General features: G+C 65.8%; 4 protein-coding genes and 1 pseudogene. 1 reads left to right on the plus strand and 4 read right to left on the minus strand.

The genetic code is table 11. From position 1 onward, the window contains the following. The 4 genes and pseudogenes from AC3AYF_RS01390 to gshB all read right to left on the minus strand — a co-directional run. Positions 1–353, minus strand: a pseudogene (locus AC3AYF_RS01390) (helix-turn-helix domain-containing protein); the annotation flags it as partial. A gap of 23 nt (positions 354–376) precedes the next feature. Beyond that, positions 377–847: a Holliday junction resolvase RuvX gene (gene ruvX, locus AC3AYF_RS01395; RefSeq protein WP_295035819.1), complete on the minus strand. Its 471-nt coding sequence runs from the start codon at positions 845–847 to the stop codon at positions 377–379. Then, entirely contained in the window at positions 847–1,404 is a 558-nt protein-coding gene (locus tag AC3AYF_RS01400; RefSeq protein ID WP_295035827.1) for a YqgE/AlgH family protein, read from the minus strand. The genes ruvX and AC3AYF_RS01400 overlap by 1 nt, the downstream gene beginning before the upstream one ends. A 136-nt stretch (positions 1,405–1,540) precedes the next feature. Further along, positions 1,541–2,506 (minus strand): glutathione synthase, encoded by a 966-nt coding sequence (gene gshB, locus AC3AYF_RS01405; RefSeq protein ID WP_295035821.1) that lies wholly within the window; start codon positions 2,504–2,506, stop codon positions 1,541–1,543. A gap of 423 nt (positions 2,507–2,929) precedes the next feature. Here gshB and dctP point away from each other — a divergent pair. Next, positions 2,930–3,425, plus strand: a 496-nt coding sequence (dctP, locus tag AC3AYF_RS01410) for a TRAP transporter substrate-binding protein DctP (RefSeq protein WP_487779317.1), incomplete at its 3' end; no start/stop codon positions are given.

Consider the following 3,425-nt stretch of genomic DNA (forward strand, 5'->3'; position numbering starts at 1 on the left):
GGCCCGGTATCGCGGCCGGCCGGGTAGGTCTCGATCATGAACGACAATGCCCGCGAATCGCGGTTGGCGCCCACCAGCTTGTAGATCACGTCACCGCTGCCGACGTCCGTCAGCTCGTCGGCGCCGTAGAAGACCTGGTTGCGGTTCTCCAGGTCCATGGTGAAGAAATCCCCCACGCTCATGGGGATGGCATCGAGGATCTTCTTCAGCGAACTGACGGAGGGGCTGACCTTGCCCTGCTCGATCAGCGACAGGCTCGAATGCGTGACACCGCAGCGCTTGGCCAGCTCCCGCTGGGAAATTCCGCGTAGGGTTCTCAGAGCCCGCAGGCGGGCACCGACATCATCAGACATCCATTCTCTTCCTCAGGCGATGGTCACCGTACGCCGGGGATACCGGACGGGAGCGACTCGCGGTTGAACCAGTTTTCGAGAATCAGCTGGGCGGCGATGCCGTCGACGCCACGATCGCGGTAGTTGCCCTTGTGGCCCTGCTCCCTGGCGATCTGCTTGGCGGCGCGAGTGGTACCGCGCTCGTCGAACATCTCCACCGGCTTGCCGAAGCGGCCGTGCAGCCGATTGCCGAACTTGCGCGCCCGCACGCTCATGTCGGACTCGCTGCCGTCGTCGTGGATCGGCAGCCCCACCACCAGCAGGTCCGGCTGCCACTCCTCCAGGAGCTTCTCGACGACGACCCAGTCGGGAATGCCGTCGCGGGCGGGCAGCGGCTCCAGGCCACTGGCGGAGCGCAGCATCTCGTTACCGACCGAGACGCCGATGCGTCGGGTACCGTAGTCGAACGCCATCACCAAACGCTGCCCGACCCGGTCACCGGTTACCGATGCCATCAGGCGTGCCCGGCGTCGCGGGTCATCAGGTTGAGATCGACGCCGAGGATACCGGCGGCGGCGCTCAGGCGCTGCTCCGGCGGGCGATCGAACAGGATCGCGGCGTCACCCTCGGCGATCAGCCAGGTGTTCTGCTTGAGCTCGTCCTCGAGCTGGCCGGATTTCCATCCCGCGCAGCCCAGTGTCACCAGATAGTGCTCGGGGCCGCGCCGCTGGGCGATCACCTGCAGCATGTCCATCGATGTGGTCAGCGCCAGACCCTCGGCGACCTGGATGCTGGAGTCCCAGTCGCTGGCGTTGCCGCGATGCAGGATGAAACCGCGATCGCGATAGGTCGGCCCGCCGTTGTAGACCAGCACGTCGTTGTGCGGGCCGGGCTCGGATTCGATGTCGAGCTGTTCGAACAGCCCATCCAGGGTCAGCTCGGAGGGCCGGTTGACGATGACGCCCAGGGTGCCGTCGTCATCGTGGTCGCAGAGATAGGTCAGCGTCCCGGCAAAGTTGGGATCTTCCAGGTGCGGCATCGCCATCAGGAAGTAGTGCTTGAGGCTCTGCATCGGCGTAGGCATGGATGTTGGCCTGATCGTTGGCATAGGACTCCATCGGACATCACACAGCGATCCGGCGCTCGAGCCGCGAGCGCCGGTCATAGGGGAAATGGGCTCATTGTAACACCTCTGCCCCTCCAGGCTCTCAGCCCCGGCCCTCCAGCCGTCCGGCGATCGCGGTCATCAGCAGCCCGGCGATGTCGGTGCCGCGCTGGTCGTCGATCTCGCGCACGCAGGTGGGGCTGGTGACGTTGATCTCGGTGATGTAGTCGCCGATCACGTCGAGACCGACGAACAGCAACCCCTTGTCGCGAATCATCGGCTGCACCTGCTCCACCAGCCAGTAGTCGCGATCGGTCAGCTCGCGGGAGACGCCGCGCCCGCCGGCGGCCAGGTTGCCGCGGGTCTCGCCGGCGCTGGGGATGCGCGCCAGGCCGTAGGGCACCGGTTCGCCGTCGACCAGCAGGATGCGGGTGTCGCCATCCTTGATCTCCGGCAGATAGCGCTGGGCCATGATCTGGCGCTGGCCGCGCTCGGTGAGCTGCTCGATCACCGCGCCGAGATTGCGGCCCTCGGGGCCGATATGGAAGATGCCGGTGCCGCCCATGCCATCCAGCGGCTTGAAGATGGTGTCGCCATGCTCGGCCTGGAAGGCGCGCAGCACCGCGTCGCGGCACGACACCACCGTCGGCGGGATGCAGTGGGCGAACTGCTGGGCGAACAGTTTCTCGTTGCACTCGAACAGCGCCCGGGTCGGGTTGACCACCAGCGTGCCCTCGCGCTCGGCAAACGCCAGCAGGTGCACGGCGTTGAGGAAGTGGCCGTCCACCGGCGGGTCCTTGCGCATCAGGATCACGTCCAGCTCACCCAGCGGCATCGCCTCGCGCTCGCCGAGGTCGAACCAGTGCTGCGGATCTCGATGCACCTTGAGCGGGCGCGCGCTGCCCATGGCGCGCCCCTCGTAGAGGTAGAGATCCTCCTGCTCGAGATAGTGGAGCGACCAGCCCATCGCCTCCGCCGCCCACAGCAGCGCCAGGGTGGTGTCCTTCTTGTAGGTGATGTCGGCGATGGGGTCCATCACCACGCCGAGCTTGACGGTGTTCTGACTCATCGGTGAAGTCTTCCCAAAGAGAGATTGAATGGGTCGCAGTATGACGCAGCCCAGGTCTCATCTGTAGGGGGGCGGAGTAAACCGAAGCGCGGGCGATCGGTCGTGACCAGCGCTCGCCGCTCATTCGGCAGCGGCCGACGACGGCCTACGGGACTAAAGGCTAGGTCTCACGGGACGCCAAAGCGACCAACGTATAATGTATACATTAGTCGTTTAGGCGCAATCTCGGTGCAGAAGCGCATCGATGGACCGACAACCGGGCTCGCGCCTGGCGCCGACATACCCCGACGCAGAAGCCGTCTCGAGTCGGCTTCCGTCCGGCGGGTTCGAGCTCTTCCGGCACGGCGCTTCCCTGTCGTGCCACGACATGTTGATCGCAGGATCGACGCGTCAGTTGGATGCCCTCAATCGGAGATCGCCTGCATGACCGTCCAGAACCCAATGTCTCGCCCCCTCCTCGCTATCCTGATGGCCGCCGCGGCGGTGCTCGTGCCTTTCGCCAACGCCCAGGCCGCCACGACGCTCAACTTCGCCCACACCCATCCGGTGGAGGACGCCCAGCATCTCGCCGCGGAGCATTTTGCCGATCTCGTCGACGAGCGCAGCGGCGGCGATCTGCAGATCCGCGTCTACCCCAGCGGACAGCTGGGCAGCGACACCGCCCTGGTGGCCAGCGCCCGCGGCGGCCAGGTCGATATCGTGCTGACCGGCAACCCTTACTACACCGGCCTGGTCGGCGAGCTGAACGTGCTCGACCTGCCGTTTCTATTCGACGACTACGCCCATGCCTATGCCGTGCTGGACGGCGAGATCGGTCAATCCCTGCTCGCCAGGCTCGGCGATCACGACCTCGAGGGGTTGGCGTTCTGGGAGATCGGCTTTCGCAACCTGACCAACTCCCGGCATCCGGTGGAGAGTG

It is taken from the genome of Salinicola sp. (genome assembly GCF_982684285.1).